The organism is Candidatus Bathyarchaeota archaeon (genome assembly GCA_025059045.1).
GTDB lineage: Archaea > Thermoproteota > Bathyarchaeia > Bathyarchaeales > DTEX01 > JANXEA01.
Genome location: JANXEA010000010.1, coordinates 90,733 through 114,522, shown reverse-complemented (window position 1 = coordinate 114,522; position 23,790 = coordinate 90,733). Strand labels below are relative to the sequence as shown.

Below are 23,790 nucleotides of genomic sequence, written 5' to 3'. Positions count from 1 at the left end.
AGAATAAAGATTGATAGTTTTAATATATATAAGTATCTATGGATGTTTTTATGTCTATAAAATAATTTCCATAACCCGCGTCTGTGGGAGATGATGAGAGTCAATGTCAGGGTTCATTTCTAGTAGGGCGAGGGTTGAGGGCTATCTTGAGCCCGATGTAGTTGTTTTGGGCCCAAGCACCGTAGGCTACGGGACCTTGCTTGGGAAAAACGTCATGATTGGCTATCCATCTGAGAAGACGATTAAAACCATTCTCTCTTCCCATCCCTTTAGATTTGAAGAATATGATGCGGTGAGCAAGGGAGCAACTGTGGGAAGGGAGTGCATAGTCCGCTCCGGCTCAGTTATTTATGAGACGGCTTCATTAGGCGATAAAGTCCGAGTTGGACATAATGTCCTGATTAGAGAAGGAAGCTTCGTCGATGAGGAGGCGCTTATTGGTTCATCATCAATATTAGACGGCTCAGTCAGAGTTGGGAAGAGAACGAAAATCCAATCTAACGTCTATCTACCTCATTTAACCGTCATCGGCGACGACGTCTTCATATCCCCACGCGTATGCTTTACGAACGACCCCTATCCGCCAAGCAGACGCATGACCGGGGTTACCGTGGAAAGAGGCGCAATAATCTGTGCAAACGTCACAATTATCGCTGGGGTGCAGATCGGCGAGAACTCGGTAGTCGGCGCTGGAGCAGTGGTCACAAGGGATGTGCCAGCAAACACTGTTGTCTTGGGGGTTCCAGCACGCCATTATATGACACGCGAAGAATTTGACCGGAAAAGAGACGCGTGGGAAAGGCTCATAAACCCTCAAACAATATGAAAGATAAATTTTCATCAAAGGCAATGGGTGTGATGTTAAGGATATGATCAGCTTAGAGAAGTACAGGATAATCGATCTTTCCCGCGAAGTTTATCCCGGACTTCTAAAAGTCAGCGGAGAATACCAGCATGGAAATGAGACTAGAAGGTTTGAGGCACGCCAATTCATCTATGCACCGGACAAAACATATATGCATTGGGTCGAGACTGAGACCCATATAGGAACACACGTCGAAGTCCCCGCACATCTGCTTCCGAATGGAAAATCATGTTCACAGATGCCCATCGACACTTTCATAGGTAAAGCAATAGTTCTGAAGTTTGACTTCTTAAAACCAAGAGATGGGAGAGGGGCGGCTATAACGCCCTCTCATCTCCTGAGAGTTGAGAGCAAAGATATTGTGCTTATGTGGAGCCCATATGTGGGAGAGGGGTCACCCTACATCTCACCAGAAGCCGCAGCATGTCTTGCCGAGAGACCCATAAAGATGCTTGGTGTGCAGAATGTCAGGGTCGAGGCGCCGGACGGTCTCATGTCAACCCATAACAATCTTCTAAGAAGGGACATACCTATAATTGAAGGTCTGATTAACCTTGAAAAAATTAGAAAAGAGAAAGTGTTCTTCATCGGCTTACCCCTCCGCATCGCCTACCTTGACTCCTCATGGATCCGTGCAATAGCACTAGAACCCATAGAAAATAATACATGATTAGAACATCACCTCGATTAAATTAATTTAGGCGTAACGTTGTTCTAACCATTAGATAGGGGGCCGATCAATTGATTCCGCGAGAGAGGGTCAGCCTAGCACTTCGTCATAAAGAGGCGGATAGGATACCTATTCACGATAACATTTGGCAAGCGACGATAGAAAGATGGCGCAAAGAGGGTCTACCCGCATCTGTATCGCCCGCAGATTATTTTGGATTCGAGATATCCTGCTTTGAGGCGGATACTTCTCCACAGTTCCCCATCGAGGTAATCTCAGAGAATGATGAGTATATTGTGGAGAGAGATAAATATGGCGGGATAAGAATGAATCACCGCGATTTTTCCACAACGCCCCTAATAATTGATTATCCATGCAAGAAAAGAGATGACTGGGAGAAGATTAAACAGAGACTTGAGCCAAGCGACTATAGAGTGGACTGGGTGACAGGTTTACAGACATTTCGTAGGGAGCATTCTAAAGGCAGATTCATAACCTATAATGCTACAGTCTGCTACGACAAAATACAAAAATACGTGGCGCCGCCACGCCTACTGAAAGCAATTCTCAAAGAACCTGACTGGGTAATTGACATGTATGAAACCGACGCTAAATTAGTTATGGAAATGTGCAATCGGATGATTAAGGGAGGGTTCAGATTTGATGGAGCCTTCCTTTTCTGCGATTTAGGCTACAAATCCGGCCTTTTCTTCTCCCCCAAACATTACGAGGAACAGGTTCACCCAATATTCAAGGAGCTATGCAGGTTCTTTCACGGTAAAGGGATGTTTGTAATTCTCCACTGCTGCGGAAGGGTGAAAGATCTAATACCATACTTCATCGAGGAAGGGATAAACTGTCTCCAACCATTAGAGGTTAAAGCCGGTATGGATCTTGTAGAACTAAAAGAGAAGTTTGGCGACAAAATTTCCTTCATGGGGGGAATCGATGCCAGATTAATGGCTCTTGACGATCTAAGAGCCATTGAGGATGAAATAAGAAAGAAGATAATGGCCGCAAAGGAAGGTGGAGGATACATATATCACTCAGACCACTCTATACCGAAAAATGTAAGTTTCCAGAACTATATGAGGGTCATAGAACTAGTAAAAAAATACGGAGAATATAACGCCTAAAAAATTCTGCCCCACCTATTTTCCCGAAAAGAAAACTCCAAAAATATAAGCTTATATCTCGCTTGATCAATACGAATCATGAACAGAACCTTATGCCGTCAACAATCGCTTGGGGGGCTGCATATGGTCAGCAAGAAGAAGCAGAAGGAATATGAAGAAAGGATAACGCAGGCGATAAGGATCCTCGGTCAAGTCTCAGAGGATACAACCACCCCCAGAAACATTAGAAGAGCCGCCAAAGAATCTATGGAGACACTTCAGCTCACAACGTATACGATGGGGGTTAGAGCCTCGAACGCTGTATCCATCCTAGATGAGATCCTTCAGGATCCAAACATGCCTCCATACACCCGCGTCAAATTATGGAATGTTATAAGCCTACTGGAGGCAGTCAAAGATTAGAACTCATATCGCCCCATACACGTAATAATTAATCCAGTAATATTGAAGAGAGAGTCTGCAAATCGGCATGGAGGAAAGGATTTAGAGGAAAAGGCTAGTAGAACCCTATAGGTGCATAATTATTCATGTATAAACGTGAAGCCATGCTCTATGAAGAGATCCAGGGAAAAATGGTACGCTGCAATCTCTGCGGTCGCAGGTGCATAATCAGGGATGGCGGTTTCGGTTTCTGCGGGGTGAGAAAGAATGAGTCGGGAAGACTATATGCATTAAACTATGCGAGGATCTGCGCCGCGAATGCTGACCCAATTGGAAAGAAACCTCTTTCACATTTCCATCCAGGCGCCACAGTCTTGTCAATTGCGACCGTAGGATGCAACTTCAGATGCCAATTCTGTGACAACTGGTCAATTAGTCAAGAAAGGGACATCGTTGGAAAGGATTTTCCCCCAGAGAAGGTGGTAGAAACAGCCGAGAATTATGAATGTGAAGGTATAAGCTACACATACACTGAACCAACAATATTTTTTGAGTATGCATATGATACGGCCATTCTTGCCCATGAAAAAGGAATCTTCAACACCTTTGTAACTAACGGTTACATGACACCGGAGGCTGTTAGAATGATCGCACCATACTTGGATGCGGCTACTGTAGACTTCAAGGGAGGCGGAGATCCAGAGTTTTATAGGAAGTTCTCATCCGTCCCCTCTGTTGAACCAATATACGAGTCTCTGCGTGAAATGAGAAAGTGCGGAATCCACATCGAGGTAACAAATTTAGTTGTACCCGAGATAGGCGACTCTTTAGAAAGGATAAGGGAACTTGCTTCCTGGATAAAAGAGAATTTAGGCAGAGATACTCCTTTCCACCTTCTCAGGTTTCATCCAGACTATAACCTCACCGAGATCCGTGCAACCGAGATTCAAACATTAGAGAAGGCTTACGATGTTTCAAGAGAAGCTGGCCTAGACTACGTGTATCTAGGTAATGTTGCAGGTCACAGGTATGAGAACACCTATTGCCCCATTTGCGGAGAGACCGTGATCAAAAGGTACGGTTATGAAGTTATAAGATGGAATTTGACCGAAGATATGCGTTGTTCCAATTGCGGGAACAAGATCCCGATTCGCGGAAGATTCCACAATAAAGGCTTCTCATTCCCATATCCCATATTGTGATGGGAAATTCCAAATCTATCTCATACTAGAAGAACATATCGTTAATAAGGTTGGACAGGCCTATTTAAAATTCTGAGAAAATGATCACCATATTCAGGCCCGATGCAGTTTCGGTTCTTAATGATGAGAAAGTGAGGGCAAGCCTGCCCAGATACTTCGCCGTAATGCAAGATAAGAAGCCGGCGAAATTCTTGATCGCAAAGAGAATTCCAGCAGATTTTTCAGAAGATGAAAGCCTAAGCGGATTATGGCGAATCCATGATGATCTCTCAAAAGAATTCTTTCGCATCCAGGACCAGATAGACAATGGTGAAGAAAAAGTAGAAAATGCTGATCTGCCCCAGAAGTCCCTCCTAGACCTGAAGATAGCAATAGCAAATCGCATCCTTGAGAACTGCTGCCTCTGCAATAGGAAGTGCGGGAAAAATCGGTTGAATGGTGAACTCGGCTACTGCAGATGCGGGTCGCAAATGATAGTGTCATCCATCTTCGAGCATATGGGCGAAGAGCCGGAGCTAGTCCCTTCTGGAACCATCTTCACAATGGGCTGCACAATAAGATGCCTACATTGCCAAAACTGGTCAATATCCCAGTGGTATGAGGAAGGAAAGGCTTACACGCCGAGAATGCTGGCCCAGGCTATAGAGGGTCTGAGGAGGAATGGTTGCAGAAACGCTAACCTAGTTGGCGGGGAGCCGACGCCATGGCTCCCCCTCTGGCTTGAAGCGTTCAAGCACGTGAATGTAAACATACCGGTTGTATGGAACTCTAACTCATACTATAGTGAGGAGACAGCTAAGCTTCTCGCCGAATTTGCAGACATATACCTCTTGGATTTCAAGTATGGCCAAAATGAATGCGCAGAGAAGATTTCGGATGCCCCTGGTTACGTAGAGGTTTGCAGGAGGAACCACCTATACGGAAAACGTTTCGGCGAGCTCATCATAAGGGTCTTGGTCCTCCCCGGACACTTATCCTGCTGCACAGAACCTATCTTAAAATGGATATCTGAAAAATTGGGAGAAAATGTTAGGGTAAACCTAATGTTCCAGTATCGACCTGAATGGAGAGCCCATGAAATCCCTGAGCTCAGGAGAAGACTGACGTTCAATGAGATGAAAAAAGCGGTAGAACTGGCGAGAGAAGCCGGGCTCTCCAATTTCATAACATAACAATCCAGCTCACAATGACAGTATGTGAGCCAACCTGTATTTTTCTAGGTCGATCTCCTTAACCTGCCTAGTAGACTCATAGAGGCTCATAGACCCTATCTTCCCATCCTTAATTCGGACAAGCCTCTCCTTCTCCCCATTAAGGAGCAGCTGAACTGCCAGATGACCAAACTCGCAGGCCAGTATCCTGCTAACCGCCGAGGGACTTCCACCCCTCTGCACATAACCAAGAACAGTCAAGCGAACCTGATATTGTGTCTCTTTCGCTATGTAGTTCGCAATCTCAGAGGTGGAGCCAACCCCCTCAGCCGCAACGATGATCTGCGAGGTCTTCCCCTCATGCAGCCCCATCCTCAGCCTCTCACATATTTCATCTAGGTCAAATTTCACTTCTGGTATGAGAATTAATTCCGCTCCCCCGGCTAACCCAACTTCTAACGCGAGGAAACCCCTCCTTCGCCCCATAACCTCGACCACAAATATTCTCTCATGTGAAGTCGCGGTGTCCCTAATCTTATCTATCGCGGAGACAGCCGTATTGACCGCGGTGTCAAAACCTATCGTACTATCCGTTCCAGCAACATCATTATCGATTGTCGCCGGAATCCCAATCACGGATACCCCGCTTACCCTTTGGAGTTCAACCGCACCTCTGAAGGTTCCATCGCCACCGATGGCCACGAGCCCATCCACATTTAGATCTTTAAGGTTTTCAGCAGCCCTCTCTATACCCTCCCTAGTCTCCATCTCCGCGCATCTTACAGTCCTAAGTATCGTTCCTCCCAGATTGATTATCCCGCTGACGGACCTCATGGTCATAGGCCGCCACTGTTTATGTATGAGGCCTGCATACCCTCTTTCGAACCCTATCACCTCCAATCCCATGTAGATCGCGGAGCGGACGACCGAGCGAATGGCAGCATTCATTCCAGGAGCGTCCCCACCAGCAGTTACTAGACCGATCTTTTTCACCATTATCCTCACCATTAATGGCTCAAGAATTAAATAACAAAGGTTATTCAAGAAGTATTTTAACAATTATCCGCTATGATCAGTTTCCTGTCTGCTTAATGGCAAGATTATCCTTACTGTTGTTCCCTTCCCATAAGTACTTTCCCAGCTAATCGTTCCATTGTGCGCCTCAACAAAACGTTTTGATACCGCAAGTCCGAAGCCCATGCCTCTTGGCTTCGTCGTGAACAATGGTTTCCCGAGATTTGGAAGCATCTCTTTAGGTATACCGATCCCCGTGTCCGTAAACGTGACTTCCACCCTATCGTCAAATTTGACTGCTTGTATGGTGAGCTTCCCACCGACAGGCATAGCCTCAACGGCATTCCTTATTATGTTGACGAATACCCTCTTCATCTTTTCAATGTCTACCTCAAGCTTCACCCCCTCATCCACTAGCTTCACAACTTCAATATTATTCGGTATTTCCAGAATCCTTAATGATTCGGATATAAGCGAGGCTAAATTGACCACTTTAAGATTTAGACGTATCTCGCTGGAGTAGTCGAGAAGATCATCGACAATCTTGTTCGCATACCTAACGTCATCCTCTATTATTTTCAGCATATAGCGGCTCTTCTCGTCTAGAATGGAGTTATACTTCATCTTCAAATAATAGGATGCGCCGAGTATGCTGGTCAACGGGTTCCTAAGATCATGACCCACCATTCCAGCTAACTCGCCTATTGCGGCAAGCCGTTCCGACCTAAGTAGCTTCTTCTGCATCTCCTTGCGGTCAGTTATGTCTCTAGCCATTGCGATTATGTAGGCTGGATTGTTTTCTAAGTCCCTAATTAGGCTCAGAGAAACTTCCCCTGCAAATTCTTTGCCATCCGCGGTCAGAAGGGTGATCTCAATATTCCTCACAAGACCCTCTTTCAGTAGCACTTTTGAGATCTCCGAGAGTTTCCTATGATCTTTTTTAGCAACAAAATTAAGACCATTCTTCCCAATCGCATCATTTCTAGAAGGGAATTTAAACATCGTTAATGTCGCATGATTACATTCAACAATGTTTCCTTTAATGTCGGCAACTAATATCGCGTCGGGAGACGCGGTGAACACATTCGTCAGCCAGGATTGGCTCTCCTGAAGTTTCTTTGTCTTCTCTTTCACTAAGCTTTCCAGATGCTCCGTGTACTTCTTCAGTTCTTCCTCCATGAGTTTCATTCTTGTCACGTCATGCAGAACGAGGATTCTGCATCTGGGATTTCCAGACCAGTCAGAGACAGTTGAAAAGTGTAGGCTATACGTCTTCCCTCCCAGCGAAACCTCCCGGCCGCTATCATTGCACAACTCACTTGATGAAGGGTTCGGGATAAAACTCAGAATCTCAGAGGCAGCTCTTCCCCGCGCATCCTTATTCGATAAACCAGTCATCGCCTCCGCGGCCTTATTAAGCTCAAGAATATTGTTATGCTCGTCCATCACGATTATTCCATCACTTATGCTGTTCAGAACGACTTTATGGGCGACTGGGATAACATCCTTGAGACGCAGCCGGGATGGATTAACTAAGGATAGTAGTATCGAAGCAACAAGACATATGGCCGGTGTAAAATCCATTGGAAAGACGCGAAGTCTCAGGTAGACGAACGCGCTGCTAACCCATGGGACAACCGTGATTAGTAAAAGAGCCGCCGCTTGAGATTTATATAGAGTATATGCGCGAAATAAGGTGGCTAGAGAGAAAACCGATGAATACAAAAGAAGAGCGTAAATGTAAATGAAGAAGACCCAAAAACCAAGACCATAATGGACGGTTAACGGTAGTCTCGGGTCATAAGGGTTTAGGCTTACCTGTTCATAAATTAGGCCATGCATCTCATTAGTGAAAACAAGCAGCAGTTTCACAGCTGGAGCGATGCTTAGAAGGCAAACCAATCTTCTGGTTAACCACCTCCCATATCCTAGAAGATAAAGAACATAAATGAGCCATGTTGATGGAAGGAGGTCAATCCCGATAAATTGAATCTTATTCCATAACAGTTTAGTGGAGAAGTCGGAGCTACTTATCTCAAGGGTCAGTCCAAGCGACCATATTAGAATTGCTGAGATGACTATAGAACCGATAATACTGCTCGTATTTTTTGATATTAGATTACGGATCACAAACATTATTGCGATAATGCTGAGCGTGAGTAACATGGCTGCGTAAAGTAGCATTACAGGTCCCCCATTTAATCAATAGGCCTTCTGTTTTGCATGTGGGCTCCAAGCGTCCCCCATAGGCTACTCGTAGCCTATGACCATAAGTCATGCACGTTTATCCCCGTCTGCGGCCGATAGAATCTCTTTTATATAGTCTGAGAATTTGTAGTCTTTTCTCCACCTTATCTCTTGTCCCAGCTTGAGATACAAATTCTCTATTATCAGATCCTCAATAATTGTTGAGCCTATGCCCAGCATCTCCTTAAGTGCAAAGGAGAACAAGTCGCTCTTACTTGGAATTTCATGCCACTCAAGTGAGAAGTTCCTTCTCAACGCTTTTACAAGCCGCGTAAACGCCTTCTCCCCAAGAACATTAATCAAAACCTCTTCCACTACTTTCAGCACCAGCTCTTCCCCAGCTTGAATTCTGCTACTGGCGATAGTTTTCATGGGGCCTCATTTCTCCGGCTTCTTCCTAGGCTTGGATTTACTCTTCATCTCTCTGGCCCTCGTCTCTATAAATTCCGCAACCTTCTCCTCGCTGAACCTGTTTTCCTCCTCCTGCCTCTTCAGATGCTCCGCAATCACGTGACATAAGGCGTCTACATCGATAGGCTTTACTAAATAGCCGTCAGCACCCTTGTTCACAGCGTCTATTGCATTCTTCAATGTAGGGTAGCCGGTCAGTATGATTTTTATCATCTTCGGCGTCGTCTCCTTCATTCTTGTCAGAAGATCGGTTCCTTCCATGTCCGGCAGCTTTATGTCTATTAATGCCAGGTTATAGAAGTTCTTTTGAGATTTTTTTATCGCCTCTTCCCCATCCTCTGCGACGTCCACTATGTACCCTTTGTCTTCTAGGATCATAGATAGGACCTTTCTTATGTTTTCGTCATCATCGATTATCAATATTCTCGGTCTGCTCTTCATCAGTCTGTCTTCCCTTCAATTTCGATAAAATCACCTCGCCCTCATATCTTCTTCAAAAATTGCTCCATTAAATCGCTTATGAACTTTAATTATGTGTTCATAAGATGTTACCTTAATATCTTCTTTAGATAATGAATAATCAGTAGGTCTGATGTTTGTAGTATAAGAAGATAAAGTAAACATGTGCCCGTCTCACAGTCATAGAGGGAGCGATGATATGATCTCAAGTGACGCGGTTGAACAGTATTACAAAGCCGGAGAAATCGCGTCCAAGGTTAGAGAACAGGTGAAAAGTGTGGTTGAAGAAGATAAACCTCTCATCGAGATATGTGAAAAGATTGAGGGGATGATCAGAGACCTTGGCGGCAAGCCGGCTTTTCCATGCAATATTTCAGTTAATGATGTCGCTGCACATTATACTTCCCCAATAGGTGATGAGAAAAGGATTCCTGAAGGGTCTATTGTCAAAATCGACATCGGCGTACATATTGACGGCTATATTGCGGATACTGCGACAACCGTCTGTTTTAATACCGATTATGAAGGTATGGTTCATGCCGCTGAAAAAGCATTGGAGGCGGCGATCAGGATTATGAGACCTGGGATCTCAACATCAAAGGTCGGATCGGAGATACAAGGGGTCATCGAGAGCTACGGTTTCAAACCAATCTCAAATTTGACTGGCCACCTTATCAGCCGATACACAATCCATGCTGGTAAATCTTTGCCAAACATATCCCATTCTTTTCCAAGCAGGATTCTTGAGGGAGAAATCTATGCAATAGAGCCTTTCGTAACAGTCAGGAATGCAGCTGGGAGAGTGAAGAATGGGCCTGAAATGCATATATTCAGATTTACCAAGCGGAGACCTTTGAAATCTTCGGAATCAAGAACCCTTCTTAAACATATTGAGAACGAGTTCCACACTTTACCATTCGCGCAGAGATGGCTGAAAGAATATTTGACTGAGGATAAGTATAGGTCAGCGTTCTCGGAACTTTTGGGTTCAAAGTGTCTTATGGGATATCCCGTCTTCGTAGAGGCTAGCGGATGCACGGTTGCGCAGGTAGAGCATACAGTATATGTTGGAAGCAGAGGTGTAACAGTATTAACTTAGCATAATCTGTTTACTCCTCTTTCTCCTCAGGCTCTCTGAAGATCGAGGAAACATATGTCGGGCTGTTGCATTTTGGGCAGGGATCCATCTGCCTAAAAATGTAATCTCCCTTCTGGAACTCTCTGACTTGACGGAACTCGCAGCTTCTGCATTGAATATTGGTGAAAACTTTCGGAATTTCAAAGCCGAGTTTTATAGGCCTACTTTTCAACTGAAAGACCATATAAAATGATAATATAATCGCGCTGATGCTGAGAAATATTGCTAGAAAGTCCGGTAAGCCTGTACGCCTATAGATCTCGAATGCTTGGAAGAGGGAAAATATGGATAGTGCCAGCAATACGGCTATGATTGCTATAAAAAACGCTGATACTTTTTCAACGGAAGACGATTTCTCATTCATAATTCATCACTACTGCGCAATGCCCATAGTATTTCCAATACCGGCGATTATTAAGCAATCGCCAGGCTTCGTGTTCTCAAGCACTATTCTATGGATTCTTTTAATGACCTCATCAGCACTATTCGATATCTCCTTTCTCATCGTAGAGACGACGTCGCCTATTCCTTCTTTAACTAAAATGGCGTGAACAGGCACTTTATATTTCGTCGCGGCTTCCTCAACCTTATATTTGTCAACCCCTGGACCCCCAATCGCGACCCCTGTCCCCTCTACAATTTCACCAGGTTTTTCGCCTTCAAGCTTCTGTGCAGCGTCGACTAGGATTATCAGAGCAACACGACCTTCCCTCTCCTCAAGTATCTGCTTTACAGCCTCCCCTGGCTTTCCAACATTTCCGCCAGGTCCCTTAGCCTTGAGGACATAGGCCACTCTCCCCTCGATGGGAACCTCTGACACTACAATGTCCTCAGCTATCTCCCGGCTTGCCCTCCCATACATTAGTTTCGCCGAGACCAGTGCGCCAATCCCATCGCCGATTGGTTGACCCAGTGTGAAGGCTCTCAGCGCACTGGCAAAGGCCTCGCATTCCTTCATTATCTGTGGCAATATCATCTGCAACTGTAATACAATGTAGAAACTTGATGTCTTCTTACCTAAAAGATAGAAATGCCTAACGTACTTGTAGATTTCATTGAGGGCCAAAGCGGCTTCAAGCATATTCGTCAAATTGTTTATCTGAGTCTCATCCGCATTGGGAACCATATGTCTCACTTCATCTTTGAATCTGAAGTCCCGTACGTCAATTATATGCTCAAGCCTTCGAATTATTCCGCTAGGATCCAGATCAACTGGCGGAATGTAAACGTGATCAAGGATTCGATCAACACGTGCTGAGGGGTCCTCAGAGAGGTTACCGACCTCCTTAATAGTTGAAATCGCTATGCTTCTTCCCTGGTCTCTCATAGCCTTTAGCCTATAAAGTGAACTTTCAACCTCCTTCAACATAACCTTAACCTGCAGCTTCTGCCCATATAGCAAGTAAAATACGAAGAATGCAAGCCACGCTACCTGAATCAATAGGCCAATGTTATCCTGAGAAGCCATGCCTTGCATTAATTGCAGTACCACTTCAGCCATCATATATCTTCCTTACACCATCCAAGAATAAACCATCAAAGATGGTTAATAAATGTTGAGCAAAAAAACTACAATTGAAGTTATGGAAACAGACAGGAAATACTTAAATTTGCAGATCATCTCATAGATCTAAGTGGCATGAAAGTAAAGCTTCTCTATCTTGGCCTGGTTAGAAATTCTACTGGAAGAAGCGAGGAGGATATTTACCTTAAGGAAGGCTCCTCGCTCAAGGATTTGCTAAATGAACTGGCGAAAACATACGGAGAAAAATTTGGAAGATTTATAAATGCTAAAGAGCACCTTTGGGATCCAACTTTCATCGTGGCGGTCAACGGGAAACTCATAAATCTGCATAACGAGAGTCCAATTTTACTCAAAGACGGAGATGTCATATCATTGATGACCTTGATTAGCGGCGGATAGAACTTGTATATGCAGGGATTTCCATGACTAATTCGTAGGCTCTTGGATCGATATTTCTTCCACAGTTCTGTTTAACGCCACTTCCGCGATGTTTCTACCATAATCCGCCATCCGCCTTACGTTGTCAAGGATCAAGCTAAAGAGGGAAGAAAAAGCTGGATCCATCTTCTTACTCGATATCAAAACTGAAAGCTGATTTTCTATTCGCCGTGCCAAGTCAATTTCTCGTATTACCCTTTCCGCTTCTATATAATTCCTTTTGAACAGCGCCTTTAAAGACTCCTCAAATAAACGGTGTATGTGATTGTTATAATCAAGAATTTGACTGTAAACCTCCTCATCTATTGGCTCCTTGGAGAAGATGGTCCCGGATTCTATAAGTGGCTTTATCGCCATAAGGTTATTAATAATATTTAAGGCGTTATCCGAGATCGCTTTAACATCATTCACAACTAATCTATAGCCGAGAAACTCCTTAGCTGTTTTGAACCCTAATTCTTTGAAGGCATTCCTCTCGAGTCCATATTTTAGTTGTCTAGTCACATATAAGCTCAGTCTGTAAACATCATTGCATATCATAAGAATGCCTCGCGCAGTCTCCTCGCTAATGTCTTTCAGATTTGAAATTACATCATTGCTTGCAGACAAGGCGAGCACCGCCATTCTTCTTATAGCCTTCTCAACTGGAAATTCAAGCTGGTCGATAAGTATCTGAATTGTTATCCTTCGCGGTGTTTCCTCAACTATTTCTGCGCCCAAAAGAAAATTTTTGACGATTTCATGTATCTCATTTCTAAATTTAAGCGCGGTTGAAGCATCCTTAAAGGTTACATGGATCGTGTTAGCGCTCACAACGTATAAGGAGGTTATCCTGCGCCGCAATGATCCAACATTATCGTCTGGGTTAACATGCACCCAATATTCTTTCCTTTCTCGTCTTTCTCTTTTGCTTTCAAGTATTTTTCTCGGCGTCAAAACCAGTGAAGAATCTTCTTGAACCTTAAATGCTATCTCGCTTCCTTTATCAAGCCCAAGACTTTCGACCCACTTCTTTGGAAGTGAAATTATGTAGGACTTTCTGCCCGTGGATTGAACCTTTCTGTAGCCGAGATCTTTTTCCATGATGGGCACTCTGTCCAACATTTTTACATGATTCATATATCTTCGGATTAAATCACTTTCAGCGCATTAAAGCATAATGAACACATATAAATACCTATTGATGATACGCAATACTCTTTCGTGAAAGTCGAAAAAGAATAAAATGGACTGTCTGTTAGGTGAAGTGGAGGATGCCATATGCCTGAAAGAGTATTACGGAATTCCTCATACCTAAATGGAAAATCGACAACAGGAACCAACACAAGGGTCAGAGATGTCAGCTGCACAAGTGGAATGTGCCCATTATGCATACGAGACTGCCCATTTCTCTGCGAAATCGCTCTTTCGACATTCAGGGGCAGAGAAGCACTTTACCCAGAACCTGTACAGTACGGGTTCAGCACATCCGGGGCCCTTAAAGACTTCGGTCTGGACTGGTCTCACTTTAACATTCAATCCAGCCTATTTGAGGTTCAGGGGGTCGAGGCTGATCCTGACGTAGCCTTCTTCGAGAACGTGAAGACCGACACTGTCATCGGCGGCGTCCCACTAAAGATACCTATAATAATCGGCGCCTTCGGATCGACAGAAGTTGCAAGGCTAAATTGGGATGGTCTAGCCATAGGCGCAGCTATCTCCGGTGTCGGGATAACAATCGGCGAAAACGTCTGCGGAATGGATCCCGATGCGGTGATAACTCAGGGAAAAGTAACCTATTCTAAGGAACTTAAACGGCGGGTGGATGCATTCAGAAAGTTCTGGGATGGAAAGCATGGAGACGTCGCCGTCCAGACGAATGTTGAGGACCAGCGTCTCGGCGTCGATGTCTATGCCTTGTCGAAACTTGAAGTGAACATTATCGAGAGGAAATGGGGGCAGGGGGCAAAAGCCATCGGCGGCGAAGTCAGAATTAACAATCTAGAGAGGGCTATAACCCTGAAGAAGAGAGGCTACCTCGTCATCCCAGACCCTGAAGACCCGAATGTTCAAGCTGCATTTAAGGAGGGCGTATTCAGGAGCTTTGAACGTCACAGCAGAGTTGGGATCCCAAACGCAAAGGACTTTGTTGAGGATATTGAAAACTTAAGGAGCCATGGAGCAAAACATGTTTTTCTTAAAACCGGAGCTTATAGGCCGTCGGCTGTGGCATATACTTTGAAGATAGCTTCAGAAGCGAAAATTGACGCGGTGACATTCGACGGTGCAGGCGGCGGGACTGGCATGAGTCCGGTTCCAATGATGGATGAGATGAGTATCCCCACAGTCTATCTAGAGGCATGGGTTCTAAAATGCGCGCAGATTCTAAAGAAGAAGGGTATGTATGTGCCGGACATTATCATGGCAGGGGGCTTCATAAATGAGACACAGATATTCAAGGCTATAGCGATGAGCAACTTTGGGGATGGACCGCTAGTTAAGGGCGTTTTGATGGCTAGGTCTCCATTAACAGCGGTCATGAAGAGCTCCTATTTCATTGAGCTGGCGAATAAGGGGCAGCTTCCAAAGAGCTTCATTGAGAATTTTGGCAATAGACCTGAAGTCTTTTTCGCCGCAGCTCCTGAGTTGAGGGCTAAGTATGGAGAGAGGTTTAAAGAAATTCCATGGGAAGCGGTTGGCCTGTATTCCTACTTAAGCGAACGTGTCAAGGTCGGACTCATGCAGCTCATGGCAGGGGCCAGAAAGTGGCGTCTTGACCTATTAGATCGAAAAGACCTAATGGCGCTAAGTGAACGTGCAGCAAAGGTTACTGGAATTCCATTGGCGGAGGAGGCTGAAGAAGAAGCCGTCCTGAGAATACTTGACCCATAACCTTTTTTTTATATTGATCTCTAGTCAAATTTTTGAAAATCCTCCCCTCCAGTCCACTTTATATAAAGGCATCTCTATCATAATGGTTAACAATTTAAATTTGATAGGTCACCTCTATTTAGGTGGCAGAGTTGAGTTCTGAGTTAATCTCACGTCATTGGCTCGTCTTGGTTATAATCGATATGCAGGAGAAGCTTATTGCGAAAATAGCTGAAAAGGATCTTCTAATCGAGAATGTTAAAAAATTGATAAGCTTCGCAAGGATCATGAATATTCCAATCGTGTTGACTGAGCAGTATCCAAAGGGCCTGGGAGGAACTATTCCGGAGATCAAGACTCTTCTCCTGGACGTCGAGCCTATCGAGAAGGTGGAGTTTAGCTGCTTCAAGTCCGCGAAGTTTGCTGAAACTCTAAGGGAGATTAATGCACGGACACTAATCATCAGTGGAATCGAGGCGCATATCTGCGTGATGCAGACGGCACTTGACGGCTTAATTCGAGGCTACAGGCCATGTGTCGTTTACGATGCAGTCTCATCCAGAAGGCTTGAAGATAAAGAGGTCGCTATCAATAGGATGAGACAGTGCGGCGTGACCATAGCTACAACGGAAATGTTAATGTATGAGATACTTGAAAAGGCAGGAACGCAGGAGTTCAAAGAGGCATTAAAGCTTGTAAAATGAGCTTTGGATCATCAGAAACATTTCCAATATTTTCTCAGGATCTTCTTCAAATCCCCCAATATCCTTTCAACCTGGACCCTGTTTTGCCACGGATCCCTCGGCGATGGAAAATAGTCCTCAATTTCTTCCGGATCCCTTTGCGGTTCAATGAAACCAGCCGCCAGAGCGTACCAACAATAGGGAAGGACCAAGGGATTATATCCACTGGCGATCAGCAACGCAGCCCGACCATTACATACTTTTTTAGAAGTTTCAAGGATTGTTCGAGATATTTTGAAGAAGCCTTTAGCCGTTAATCCCATACTTCCCAGATGATCTGCAAAGTGCGCATCGCTTCCGCCGTTAGCAATTATTATTTCAGGTTTGAACTCCTCCGCAAGTGGAGGGAATATCTCATTCAAAGCAAGTAGATATGATTCTTCGCCAGTTCTGACCGGAAGCGGAACATTTACGTTATAACCTTCCCCTTCCCCCTCTCCGATCTCATCTATAAAGCCTCTTCCAGGATATATTGTTAGCGGGTCCTGATGAAGAGAGATGAAGAGCACGTTGGGATCAGAGTAATATATGTCGCTCGTCCCATTGCCGAAGTGGACATCATAGTCTAGTATCAGAAACCTCTTCACACCAAACTTTTCGCGAAGATGCTCTACAAGTATGGCTATATCGTTGAAGATGCAGAAGCCGCCTGCATAATCTCTACCTGCATGATGGAAGCCGCCTCCTAACGCGACCGCCCGCCCGAATCTTCCAGAGAATATCGCGTCTCCCGCCTCTATAACGCCGCCAATCATAAACATTAGAGCCTCAAGAATAGGCATGGAAACAGGTGTATCAAGATCATATGGTCTTCCAGCTTCAGCGAGCCTCTTGATTAAATCAACAAACTCTCGTGTGTGAACTTTGATCAGATTGCTCTCTTTTGCGGGTCGGGGTTCTATATAACATACATTCTGGGATTTGGAAAGGTTCTTCTTATCAAAAAAGGCCTTTGCTTTGGGGAACCGGTCGCCTTTGAATGGATGATTCGCACCTAGGTCATATTGGCGAAACTTTTCATGGTATGTTATGCAGACTGACAAGCCGGGATTGACACCCTTTGTGTCACTCTTTTAAAAGAGTGAGGGAATGTGCTATTTAATGCTTTCAGTGGTATAGTAGCCTATCCTCGTATTTTCTCAGATGCTCAGACGCTTTGTAGGTATCCATAAAGAGGGAGTCAACCCTCTCGACATCCTCAAGTTTCACTGTTTCATGCTTCATGACCTTGGCGTTTTGGGCGGCTAGGCTTAGAAGTTGAACCGCATATCTCAGTGATGACTTTGCCCCGATTTGTGTGAGCCTTTCTAGAGCATCATTTTCGATGGTCACCTTCTCCTCTCTTGCCCTTATCCTCAGTATCTCTCTTATACTATCAGCGTCGTAGTCCTCAGTGGCTATGATCACAGACCTGTCAATCAAGTCTAGGGGGAATCCAAGAGGACTTTTAACGTCTGTACCCCGAATCGTCGTTACCCCCCTATTGGTTGCTAAGATTATTATTGGGACAAGTTCGCTTTCAAGGGCTCTGCCAAGGAAGCTAAATGCTTCTAGGTCAAGGAGGTGGCTGTCGTCTATAAAGAGGACGCCGGGATGAATGAAGGCTTTGCCCTCGTCGACCATCTTCTTTACAGATTCGTCAACGGCAGCCCTGATATCGGTGTCAATCTCTTTCGTCTCCGCTCCACCTAGGAATAGTGAGAATAAGCCGCCTCCCAGCCTGTGCCTAGCGTTGATCTCATCCATATCCGCTAATGTTAGCGTATAAACAAACTCCTTCTCTTTGAGAACGTCTCCTGATGGTCTAGGCACCTTCTCGCTCGTATCAACATCGTACGTCTTTCCCTTGGTGCTCTCTATGCTCAGCCCAAGATTCGCAACCCTGCCAGTCTCAGCATCAATCTGTATGACATTGCCTTCTGTTATTCCCTGCTGAATAATCTGCTGCGCAATTGAGGCTCCTGCCTCAATGGTTTTCTCCTGCTTAGTCGTCTTTAAGGTTATTCTCACGCTTTCAGGAACCTTTTGATAGGGGTTATAGGGATGCGGAGCTGTCCTAATGTCGATCGCTGTCACTTCGCCCTCGTAAACCTTACGCATCTCATGTATCTCGACGCCTATGCACTTTCTCATCGCCTCGATAAGCACCTCTGTTTTCTTTCTCTCGCTGCTATAGATCTCGCTGCCGCTCATCTGAATAAAAGGCACATTAGGCCCCAATTCACGGGATATGGCAACAGCGATCGCTGTCTTACCAGTTCCTGGCGGGCCTGCGAGTATTACGGTTTTCCCGCTCATCTTACCCTCCTTAATCATTTGAACAACTAGTCCCGCGGCTTCTCGTGCCTTCTCCTGTCCCACCATGCCATCCTTGACTTTGACTGCTCTGAAGTTTTCGTCCAGCCCTAACCCTTTTATGTGTGTATGTGCGCCTATCCTTTCGAAGCGGCTTGCTCTTGCCGGAATTTCCCTAATTTCAGCCATTCAGCCTTCACCTCCTCTTTTTTATAAGCGTAAAAGAAGGGGTGAGACTATTCTTTTCAATAGCGCAGGCAAAAGAAAGCGTGTCTCTCATTGCTCTCCCAGCCCCATCAAACTTTCTTTTAGTCCATCTCTAAACAAGATTGAGGCGGATTGAGGTTTTTTACATCCCCACATGAAGAGCATCCTATCCATATCAGCCTTAAGAGTTTCCGCTACGATTCTAGCGGCAGCTATATTATTTTTCCGCGCATCACCCCCCTTAGTTCTGTAAGGCCTTTCCCTGAAAACTAATAATGACTGACCTCTTAGCATTGTTAAATATGCCAAATTATGCTAGTCCTCCCAAAATCGTGAAATGAGAGAAGGCTAATTGGGAGATATAAATGTTTTTGAGTCCGAGATGATCCTTCGATTACTTTATTCCTGAATAGTTATGAAAATTCTTCTCCATCACCTTTGGCTGAGAAGAAGAATTGCCTGCGCCAAGTCGCCATTCGTCTCTTCCAAAGCAGCTCTTGCCTGCTCCAAGCTAACATGCGCCTGCTGCGCAACGAGCTGGACGTCTTCCTCCGGGATTGTAATCTTTCTCGCTATCATTTTTTCCGTCAACTCGCCGCCCATTATCTGGAATATTTTTTGCCCCTGCACATCTAAGATTGCAACTTCAGGATTCTTTATCATTATTTCTTTGTCTCTGGTTTTGAGAATTACTTCTTCTACGTCGATCTGGTTCATTGAGAGTCCCATGCGTTGCATAATTCTCTTAGCTTCTCTTGGACTTATCCTGCGCAAATCCTATCATCCCTCAAACATTCACTCTTTCATTCCTATTTTTCTTTTTTAGGGCTTTTACTTTTTCTGATTTTTACGGCAACACCTCTATTGAACTTTTTCATCTCATCGCCAGTAAGAACAGACCTGCCAACAGCGATCACTTTATTCTCGTTATCCAAAATTATAACCTCTTCTCCCGGCCTTATCTCTTCATCTGCATCGAGTACATGTTTAGCAAAAACGTCGCTCCCTTTTCCAACAAAAATGGAAGCTTCGCTGCTGATTTTTACCCAGAGCCTTTTAGGATTCATTCCTTCAAACAGCCTCTTTGCCCCTTCAATGCTTAGGGAGAAGAGCCCGTCACTCGGTCTTAGGGTTGCAAGAAGCCTCCCTTCATGATACACGTGCCTAATCTTACCCGTCCTTTTAGAACGGATTATTTCTACGTTATCCGGGAATATGATGTTCCCTGCGCCTAAGCCGAACTGGTAATCCGCAATGCATCTTATCTTTCTCAAGAAATCATCTTGTAGGCTATACATATCTTCCGGCCTCAAGAATATCATAATTTTGCTATATGCTTATTCTTGTTTGTTTTGGATTGATAGAAAGGTCTTGCGTCACCTTTAAGTTTGTCATCACATATGTATGTTTGGTGTCCCCGTTTGCATTGTGAGGTTTGCGGCCGACAAATTGAAGGAGAACCTCGAAGGGTTATTATTGAAGGAGCAAAAATGGTAACGTGCGAAAAATGTGCCAAACTAGGATCAGATACCTGGCTTCCGAGATCAAAAGAAGATGGATCTGGGTCAGGTAAGAGAAAAGTCTCGGTTAGGATCGTTTCGCGTAGGCCGAAAGAGAAGCTGGACCAAGAATTTGGAGAAGACATTGTTGAGGGGTTCGGGTCGCTAATAAAAAATGCGCGTGAAAGAATGGGTCTAAGCCATGATGATTTGGGCAGGAAAGTTGGAGAAAAGGCCTCAGTTATTAGAAGGATAGAAGCCGGAAAGATGATGCCTGACGAGCATTTAACCCTTAAGCTCGAGCATGTGCTTAAAATAGAGTTGCACACTTCAGTCGAAGAAAAAGCTGTCTCAACCTCTCAACCTGCATCTGAAGCCATTACTTTGGGTGAGATTGCTGTTTTCAAAACAAATAAGGAGGGTTTCTTGAAAGACGAGAGCGGTTCTGGTGATTCGTAGAGATCATAATGAAAAGTCGAATATCGAAGAGTTGAAGAGTCTTGCTGAAGCTGCGGGATACGAAATTGTTGATGTAATCGAGCAAGTCCGTCCTCAGGATCCCACGTATAACATAGGCGCGGGGAAAGCTAGGGAGCTAGCGGACATCGTTTCTCGTTTGAATGTTCAAAAGGTAATATTTGGGAACGAACTGAAGATCGTTCAGATTTATAACTTGGCGAAACTTACCAGAGTTGAAGTTATCGACCGTTTCCAGCTTATTCTAGAGATCTTCTCGAGGAGAGCGTCAACTAAAGAGGCTAAGCTTCAGATAGAATTGGCTAGGCTTCAGTACGAGCTGGCTCATGCGAAGGAGAAGGTTAGACTGGCGAAGGCTGGTGAGCAACCGGGCTTCCACGGTCTAGGGAAATATGATGCCGACATATATTATGAGACTGTCAGAAGAGAAGCGCAGAGATTGCAGGCTAAGATTAGAAACATAAGGAAGACAAGGGAGATCCATAGAAGACGTAGGCGGAAGCTTGGCTTCTCGCTTGTATCATTAGCTGGTTACACAAACTCTGGCAAGAGCACTCTATTTAATGCGTTGACAGAAGAAAATGTCCCAGCTGACCCTAGGCTGTTTACAACTCTCTCGACAACAACTAGAATCCTGAATCTCTCCGGTGAGAGAATCTTGTTGACCGACACTGTTGGATTCATTGACGGGTTGCCGCTCACGTTAATTGAGGCTTTTCATTCAACATTAGAGGAAACCATCTACTCTGATTTAATATTGCTGGTTCTCGATTTCAGCGAAGAGATTTCAGAGATTGAGAGGAAACTTTCATGCTGCCTTAATACTCTTCAAGATATAGGTGCAACAGGAGTTCCCGTCCTATTAGTCCTCAACAAGATTGATCTCTTATCTTCTGATCAGCTAAATGAGAAAGTTAGGGTTCTAGATGGAAAATTATCCGAATTTGTCCCCATATCGGCGCTTCATCGAGTAAATATAGATCTTTTAAAGGATGAAATAATTAAGAGGCTTGGAAGAACCAATTTACACTTCACATTGCCGAAGAGCGAAGAAGCACTATCTCTCCTTTCATGGATATACAAGAATTCGCATGTTCAATGCGTCGACTATAAAGAGGATAGCATCATAGTCTCTTCTTTTTCTCCCCTGAGTTCCGTGGATATAATTCGAGAGAAGGTAGAGAAGGTTGGAGGGGCTTTTCAGGGTTGAAGAATTGGCGAATCTACGTGCTTAGATTAGGTCATAGAATAAGACGCGACAAAAGAGCGACGACACATTTATTCCTCGCAGCGAGGGCGCTTGGAGCGGATGGAGCCTATTATACTGGCGACCGAGATGAAATGATTGAGAAGAGTATTAGCAGGGTTAATGAGGTATGGGGGGGCTCCTTTCGAGTTGAATATGTAAGAGACTGGAAGCGAGTCCTCAAGCTTTGGAAGGACGCTGAGGGTGAAAGCATACATCTCACCATGTACGGGATCCCACTTCAAGAGAAAATAGGCGAGATAAGAGCCTCTTCCAGAGACAAGCTTATCATTGTAGGCGGACCGAAGGTTCCCTCAGAAGTCTTTAAGATTGCTGACTGGAACATATCAGTAACGTCTCAGCCACACTCTGAGATAAGCGCACTAAGCATCTTCCTACATGAGCTCCTAGAAGGAAAGGAGCTCCAAATGGAATTCGAGAATGCTAAAGTACGGATTATTCCACAAATAAGAGGAAAAAAGATTGCCAAAATGGAGAAGATAAGTGGGCAGGATGATCGATTGATTTAAGTTCTTCAACGTAAAAAATATATTTACTGGATATAGGTTGATCGTGAATAAATGATTATGAGGAGACTGTGAAAATCGATATCCAATATACCGGTGGGCTTAATGTCTCTTGTTAGCTATGAGACGCTTCTGAAGGTGGCGCATGTTCTCGGCGGCGAAGAGGCGGTAAAGATAGTTGAGTTACTCAGCAAGGTTGACGAGATCACAGACGAGGAAATAGTTAGCAAGACTGATATAAAACTCAACAATGTCAGAAAGATATTGTATAGGCTTTATGATCACTCAATAGTCGGGCTTAGAAGGACGCGGGACAAGGATACAGGATGGTTTATTTTTCATTGGAGACTTCAACCTGACCAGGTTGAAGGATTTCTGACAAATCAGAAGAGGCATGTTCTGACAAAACTTGAAAAGAGGTTGGAATACGAGAGGAGCCATGAGTTCTACTACTGCAATACGCCTGGATGCAAACGTCTAACGTTTGAGGAGGCGGCTGAATCTATCTTCAGATGTCCAAAGTGTAATAAGCCCCTTTCACACTTTGACAATAATAGAATTGTCGAGTTTCTCTCAAAAAAGATCAATCAGCTGAGAAGTGAGATAAGTGAGTGAGAGGCTGCCTCCTCCTGAAGAAGCCATCAAGATTCTTATAGAAAATGGTTGCTCTCTGCCTGTGGTAGATCATTGTAAAGCGGTCGCGGAGCTAGCACTGAAAATCGCAGAAAAATGTGCAAAAAACGGAGTAAAAGTTAATGTTGAATTGGTGCGCATAGGAGCACTTTTACATGACATCGGTCGATCAAGAACTCATACTGTGCACCATGCCGTAGTCGGAGCGGATATCGCACGGTCTCTCAATCTGCCGCAGTCTATCGTCTCCATAATAGAAAGGCATGTTGGGGGCGGTATAAGTGAAAGCGAAGCGTCTGAGTTGGGTTGGCCAAAAAAGGATTATATTCCCAGGACGATTGAGGAGAAGATCGTCGCATACGCAGACAAGCTTATAGAGGATGCAAAAGTTGTTCCAATCGAGGTGACACTGAAGAAGTTAGAGGGAGAGCTTGGTTCAAATCATCCGGCAATCAGAAGGATCGTTAATCTTCATGAAGAAATACTTGCCCTCTGCGAGGGAACTGGTACTTCCTTGTCGCATAACCAGTCATCTTCCTAACATGGGGGAAAAACGTTCAATTTAACTTAATTGCACCCCTTTAACCTTCACTCCATAAGGATATGCTCGATTTATATAATAACGATCAGTAAAATTATTTTTCATGAACGTTTTTCCCTTCACAACATAAATCTA

Annotated in this window: 27 protein-coding genes and 1 pseudogene; 15 read left to right on the top strand and 13 right to left on the bottom strand. The window is 44.5% G+C overall.

Going from position 1 to position 23,790, the window contains the following annotated elements; genetic code table 11:
- The first annotated feature begins 103 nt into the window (after positions 1-103).
- From NZ952_03940 to NZ952_03915, 6 genes are all read left to right on the top strand, one after another.
- On the top strand, positions 104-826 hold the full coding sequence (locus NZ952_03940) for an N-acetyltransferase (GenBank protein MCS7120337.1): 723 nt from the start codon (positions 104-106) through the stop codon (positions 824-826).
- A 43-nt stretch (positions 827-869) separates the two neighbouring features.
- Positions 870-1,535, top strand: coding sequence for a cyclase family protein (locus NZ952_03935; GenBank protein MCS7120336.1), 666 nt, complete (start codon positions 870-872; stop codon positions 1,533-1,535).
- A gap of 71 nt (positions 1,536-1,606) precedes the next feature.
- Positions 1,607-2,671, top strand: a complete 1,065-nt coding sequence (locus NZ952_03930; GenBank protein ID MCS7120335.1) for a hypothetical protein — start codon at positions 1,607-1,609, stop codon at positions 2,669-2,671.
- A gap of 123 nt (positions 2,672-2,794) precedes the next feature.
- Positions 2,795-3,073 carry a UPF0147 family protein gene (locus tag NZ952_03925; protein MCS7120334.1) on the top strand — a complete coding sequence of 93 codons (279 nt, stop codon included), beginning with the start codon at positions 2,795-2,797 and terminating at the stop codon, positions 3,071-3,073.
- A gap of 125 nt (positions 3,074-3,198) precedes the next feature.
- Entirely contained in the window at positions 3,199-4,254 is a 1,056-nt protein-coding gene (gene amrS, locus NZ952_03920) for an AmmeMemoRadiSam system radical SAM enzyme (GenBank protein ID MCS7120333.1), read from the top strand.
- Positions 4,255-4,334: 80 nt separating this feature from the next.
- Positions 4,335-5,426: a radical SAM protein gene (locus tag NZ952_03915; GenBank protein MCS7120332.1), complete on the top strand. Its 1,092-nt coding sequence runs from the start codon at positions 4,335-4,337 to the stop codon at positions 5,424-5,426.
- A gap of 9 nt (positions 5,427-5,435) precedes the next feature.
- Here the strand turns inward: NZ952_03915 and pfkA are convergent, their stop codons facing one another.
- The 4 genes from pfkA to NZ952_03895 all read right to left on the bottom strand — a co-directional run bounded on the left by pfkA (position 5,436) and on the right by NZ952_03895 (position 9,518).
- On the bottom strand, positions 5,436-6,398 hold the full coding sequence (gene pfkA, locus NZ952_03910; protein MCS7120331.1) for a 6-phosphofructokinase: 963 nt from the start codon (positions 6,396-6,398) through the stop codon (positions 5,436-5,438).
- A 66-nt stretch (positions 6,399-6,464) separates the two neighbouring features.
- The gene (locus NZ952_03905) at positions 6,465-8,603 is read right to left on the bottom strand and encodes a PAS domain S-box protein (protein ID MCS7120330.1); all 2,139 of its coding nucleotides are present in this window, start codon (positions 8,601-8,603) and stop codon (positions 6,465-6,467) included.
- Between the two features lie 90 nt (positions 8,604-8,693).
- The gene (locus tag NZ952_03900) at positions 8,694-8,993 is read right to left on the bottom strand and encodes a hypothetical protein (protein MCS7120329.1); all 300 of its coding nucleotides are present in this window, start codon (positions 8,991-8,993) and stop codon (positions 8,694-8,696) included.
- A 51-nt stretch (positions 8,994-9,044) separates the two neighbouring features.
- On the bottom strand, positions 9,045-9,518 hold the full coding sequence (locus tag NZ952_03895) for a response regulator (GenBank protein ID MCS7120328.1): 474 nt from the start codon (positions 9,516-9,518) through the stop codon (positions 9,045-9,047).
- Positions 9,519-9,735: 217 nt separating this feature from the next.
- Between NZ952_03895 and map the strand changes: the two genes are divergently transcribed.
- Complete coding sequence (gene map / locus NZ952_03890) at positions 9,736-10,635, top strand: type II methionyl aminopeptidase (protein ID MCS7120327.1); 900 nt, start codon at positions 9,736-9,738, stop codon at positions 10,633-10,635.
- Positions 10,636-10,645: 10 nt separating this feature from the next.
- Here map and NZ952_03885 read toward each other — a convergent pair whose 3' ends face one another.
- Both NZ952_03885 and NZ952_03880 read right to left on the bottom strand, forming a co-directional pair.
- Complete coding sequence (locus NZ952_03885; protein MCS7120326.1) at positions 10,646-11,038, bottom strand: hypothetical protein; 393 nt, start codon at positions 11,036-11,038, stop codon at positions 10,646-10,648.
- A 9-nt stretch (positions 11,039-11,047) separates the two neighbouring features.
- Positions 11,048-12,178, bottom strand: a complete 1,131-nt coding sequence (locus NZ952_03880) for a DUF1512 domain-containing protein (GenBank protein MCS7120325.1) — start codon at positions 12,176-12,178, stop codon at positions 11,048-11,050.
- A 135-nt stretch (positions 12,179-12,313) separates the two neighbouring features.
- Here NZ952_03880 and NZ952_03875 point away from each other — a divergent pair, with 135 nt between their 5' ends.
- The gene (locus NZ952_03875; GenBank protein ID MCS7120324.1) at positions 12,314-12,598 is read left to right on the top strand and encodes a MoaD/ThiS family protein; all 285 of its coding nucleotides are present in this window, start codon (positions 12,314-12,316) and stop codon (positions 12,596-12,598) included.
- Positions 12,599-12,625: 27 nt separating this feature from the next.
- On the opposite strand, the gene NZ952_03870 is transcribed toward NZ952_03875, so the two are convergent.
- The gene (locus NZ952_03870) at positions 12,626-13,720 is read right to left on the bottom strand and encodes a phosphate uptake regulator PhoU (protein MCS7120323.1); all 1,095 of its coding nucleotides are present in this window, start codon (positions 13,718-13,720) and stop codon (positions 12,626-12,628) included.
- Between the two features lie 177 nt (positions 13,721-13,897).
- Between NZ952_03870 and NZ952_03865 the strand changes: the two genes are divergently transcribed.
- The gene (locus tag NZ952_03865) at positions 13,898-15,508 is read left to right on the top strand and encodes a glutamate synthase-related protein (GenBank protein ID MCS7120322.1); all 1,611 of its coding nucleotides are present in this window, start codon (positions 13,898-13,900) and stop codon (positions 15,506-15,508) included.
- Positions 15,509-15,639: 131 nt separating this feature from the next.
- On the top strand, positions 15,640-16,191 hold the full coding sequence (locus NZ952_03860) for a hydrolase (protein MCS7120321.1): 552 nt from the start codon (positions 15,640-15,642) through the stop codon (positions 16,189-16,191).
- An 11-nt stretch (positions 16,192-16,202) separates the two neighbouring features.
- On the opposite strand, the gene NZ952_03855 is transcribed toward NZ952_03860, so the two are convergent.
- From NZ952_03855 to NZ952_03830, 6 genes and pseudogenes are all read right to left on the bottom strand, one after another.
- Positions 16,203-17,273 carry a histone deacetylase gene (locus NZ952_03855; GenBank protein MCS7120320.1) on the bottom strand — a complete coding sequence of 357 codons (1,071 nt, stop codon included), beginning with the start codon at positions 17,271-17,273 and terminating at the stop codon, positions 16,203-16,205.
- 64 nt (positions 17,274-17,337) lie between these two features.
- Positions 17,338-17,637: a hypothetical protein gene (locus tag NZ952_03850; protein MCS7120319.1), complete on the bottom strand. Its 300-nt coding sequence runs from the start codon at positions 17,635-17,637 to the stop codon at positions 17,338-17,340.
- Positions 17,620-18,714 (bottom strand): annotated as a pseudogene (locus tag NZ952_03845) (RuvB-like domain-containing protein). The gene NZ952_03850 and the pseudogene NZ952_03845 overlap by 18 nt, the downstream one beginning before the upstream one ends.
- A gap of 87 nt (positions 18,715-18,801) precedes the next feature.
- Complete coding sequence (locus tag NZ952_03840) at positions 18,802-19,041, bottom strand: hypothetical protein (protein ID MCS7120318.1); 240 nt, start codon at positions 19,039-19,041, stop codon at positions 18,802-18,804.
- A gap of 123 nt (positions 19,042-19,164) precedes the next feature.
- Positions 19,165-19,506, bottom strand: a complete 342-nt coding sequence (locus NZ952_03835) for a nascent polypeptide-associated complex protein (protein ID MCS7120317.1) — start codon at positions 19,504-19,506, stop codon at positions 19,165-19,167.
- Positions 19,507-19,541: 35 nt separating this feature from the next.
- Positions 19,542-20,006, bottom strand: a complete 465-nt coding sequence (locus NZ952_03830; protein MCS7120316.1) for a pseudouridine synthase — start codon at positions 20,004-20,006, stop codon at positions 19,542-19,544.
- A 126-nt stretch (positions 20,007-20,132) separates the two neighbouring features.
- Between NZ952_03830 and NZ952_03825 the strand changes: the two genes are divergently transcribed.
- The 5 genes from NZ952_03825 to NZ952_03805 all read left to right on the top strand — a co-directional run bounded on the left by NZ952_03825 (position 20,133) and on the right by NZ952_03805 (position 23,655).
- Positions 20,133-20,690: a multiprotein bridging factor aMBF1 gene (locus NZ952_03825; protein ID MCS7120315.1), complete on the top strand. Its 558-nt coding sequence runs from the start codon at positions 20,133-20,135 to the stop codon at positions 20,688-20,690.
- Positions 20,680-21,918: a GTPase HflX gene (hflX, locus tag NZ952_03820; protein MCS7120314.1), complete on the top strand. Its 1,239-nt coding sequence runs from the start codon at positions 20,680-20,682 to the stop codon at positions 21,916-21,918. The genes NZ952_03825 and hflX overlap by 11 nt, the downstream gene beginning before the upstream one ends.
- Positions 21,915-22,484, top strand: a complete 570-nt coding sequence (locus NZ952_03815; GenBank protein MCS7120313.1) for a tRNA (cytidine(56)-2'-O)-methyltransferase — start codon at positions 21,915-21,917, stop codon at positions 22,482-22,484. The genes hflX and NZ952_03815 overlap by 4 nt, the downstream gene beginning before the upstream one ends.
- Before the next feature lie 102 nt (positions 22,485-22,586).
- Complete coding sequence (locus NZ952_03810; protein MCS7120312.1) at positions 22,587-23,096, top strand: transcription factor; 510 nt, start codon at positions 22,587-22,589, stop codon at positions 23,094-23,096.
- Positions 23,089-23,655, top strand: coding sequence for a TIGR00295 family protein (locus NZ952_03805; GenBank protein MCS7120311.1), 567 nt, complete (start codon positions 23,089-23,091; stop codon positions 23,653-23,655). The genes NZ952_03810 and NZ952_03805 overlap by 8 nt, the downstream gene beginning before the upstream one ends.
- The last annotated feature ends 135 nt before the right edge of the window (positions 23,656-23,790 follow it).

Bases quoted from the DNA above. Each gene is read 5' to 3' on its own strand.
- NZ952_03940 (MCS7120337.1), top strand. From the start codon at position 104: ATGTCAGGGTTCATTTCTAGTAGGGCGAGGGTTGAGGGCTATCTTGAG.
- NZ952_03935 (MCS7120336.1), top strand. From the start codon at position 870: ATGATCAGCTTAGAGAAGTACAGGATAATCGATCTTTCCCGCGAAGTT.
- NZ952_03925 (MCS7120334.1), top strand. From the start codon at position 2,795: ATGGTCAGCAAGAAGAAGCAGAAGGAATATGAAGAAAGGATAACGCAG.
- amrS (MCS7120333.1), top strand. From the start codon at position 3,199: ATGTATAAACGTGAAGCCATGCTCTATGAAGAGATCCAGGGAAAAATG.
- NZ952_03915 (MCS7120332.1), top strand. From the start codon at position 4,335: ATGATCACCATATTCAGGCCCGATGCAGTTTCGGTTCTTAATGATGAG.
- NZ952_03905 (MCS7120330.1), bottom strand. From the start codon at position 8,603: ATGCTACTTTACGCAGCCATGTTACTCACGCTCAGCATTATCGCAATA.
- NZ952_03895 (MCS7120328.1), bottom strand. From the start codon at position 9,518: ATGAAGAGCAGACCGAGAATATTGATAATCGATGATGACGAAAACATA.
- map (MCS7120327.1), top strand. From the start codon at position 9,736: ATGATCTCAAGTGACGCGGTTGAACAGTATTACAAAGCCGGAGAAATC.
- NZ952_03885 (MCS7120326.1), bottom strand. From the start codon at position 11,038: ATGAATGAGAAATCGTCTTCCGTTGAAAAAGTATCAGCGTTTTTTATA.
- NZ952_03880 (MCS7120325.1), bottom strand. From the start codon at position 12,178: ATGATGGCTGAAGTGGTACTGCAATTAATGCAAGGCATGGCTTCTCAG.
- NZ952_03875 (MCS7120324.1), top strand. From the start codon at position 12,314: ATGAAAGTAAAGCTTCTCTATCTTGGCCTGGTTAGAAATTCTACTGGA.
- NZ952_03870 (MCS7120323.1), bottom strand. From the start codon at position 13,720: ATGGAAAAAGATCTCGGCTACAGAAAGGTTCAATCCACGGGCAGAAAG.
- NZ952_03865 (MCS7120322.1), top strand. From the start codon at position 13,898: ATGCCTGAAAGAGTATTACGGAATTCCTCATACCTAAATGGAAAATCG.
- NZ952_03825 (MCS7120315.1), top strand. From the start codon at position 20,133: ATGTATGTTTGGTGTCCCCGTTTGCATTGTGAGGTTTGCGGCCGACAA.
- NZ952_03810 (MCS7120312.1), top strand. From the start codon at position 22,587: ATGTCTCTTGTTAGCTATGAGACGCTTCTGAAGGTGGCGCATGTTCTC.